2 protein-coding genes are annotated in these 1,077 nt (G+C 50.7%); one reads left to right on the top strand and one right to left on the bottom strand.

Annotation, left to right across the window (positions count from 1 at the left end):
* Positions 1–596 (bottom strand): glucosaminidase domain-containing protein (locus H6B30_RS16885; protein ID WP_204428670.1); only part of this gene is annotated, 596 nt, incomplete at its 3' end.
* 89 nt (positions 597–685) lie between these two features.
* Between H6B30_RS16885 and H6B30_RS16875 the strand changes: the two genes are divergently transcribed.
* On the top strand, positions 686–1,077 hold a 392-nt coding region (locus H6B30_RS16875), incomplete at its 3' end, for a DUF4099 domain-containing protein (RefSeq protein ID WP_205112239.1).

Below are 1,077 nucleotides of genomic sequence, written 5' to 3'. Positions count from 1 at the left end.
TAGAGGTATTGCTCCAATATACGGCTTAGCGAACGGACATACCTTGGGTCTTCCGCATAGCCGATGTTCTTCAGCCATAGCAGGTAGTTCCCTCCATTGTACTTGTACTGCACTTTTGTATAGTACGCCCTGACGCTTTCCGTCCAATGCCCAAACTCGAAATATTTTCCTGTCCGTGGATTGGTCAGGCCGAACAGGTTATGCTTGTTCCTGCATACCGGGGAGGTGAACCATCCGGTTTCAAGGATAGCCTGCGCCAATACGATTTTCGGATGTCGTATGCCGTTGCGCATGATTTCCGCATAGAGGTTGGGGATAGTCAATTCGGGAGGCATGGATTTTGGGGATGTCCTTTTGTCACCTTTTTGGCCTATTCCCTTCTTCTTTTCTTTTGTCGCCACATGAATATGCAAGGTGTCATTTCTGACACTTTGCGCATCATTGTTGATTGTATCATTCTCTTTTCCAGTCGTTTTCATCATTCTGTTTCCGGAGCCGGGTATTAACTCCGACTCTTTGGTGATGGTATAGAACTGTGCCGATGCGCTAAGGGGCATCAGCAACAGCATCAGGAACGACAGAATAGTGTTGTGCATTTCTTTTTCTCGTTTGGGTGAAAATACTTTTGCAGGGTGTTCAAGCGGTTCCGGCCGCAAAATTAACCCGTAAAAACAAGTATAACGAAATGGACAACAGAAATTTATCCGAAACGCTGCCCTACGGGAAGCTGGCGATGCTGGGTATCGACAAGGAGAAGGCAGACCTTCTTCCGCAAGAGGTGAAGGAAAAGCTGCTCTCCGGCGAGGTCACGCCCCTCATGCAGGTCTCCATCCGCGCACAGAACGGCAACGCCGTCACGCTGCCGCTCAAACTCCAGCTGGTGACAGACCGGCAGGGCAACCCGGCCCTGATGGCCTATCCCGTCAGGGCAATTCTTGAAACGGAACGCAACAAGGCTCTCGGCCTGACTGAACAGGAAGCGGAACGCCTCAAAAAAGGCGAAGTCATCCAAAAGGCCGTGGATGTGAACGGCGAAAAGACCCGGCAGTACCTCCAGCTTGACCCGGAAACGAAGTC

Origin of the sequence: Marseilla massiliensis (assembly GCF_016899955.1) — a bacterium.
Lineage (GTDB): Bacteria > Bacteroidota > Bacteroidia > Bacteroidales > Bacteroidaceae > Prevotella > Prevotella intestinigallinarum.
Note: the sequence above shows the minus strand (reverse complement) of the source record. Positions and strands in the feature narration are given on the sequence as shown.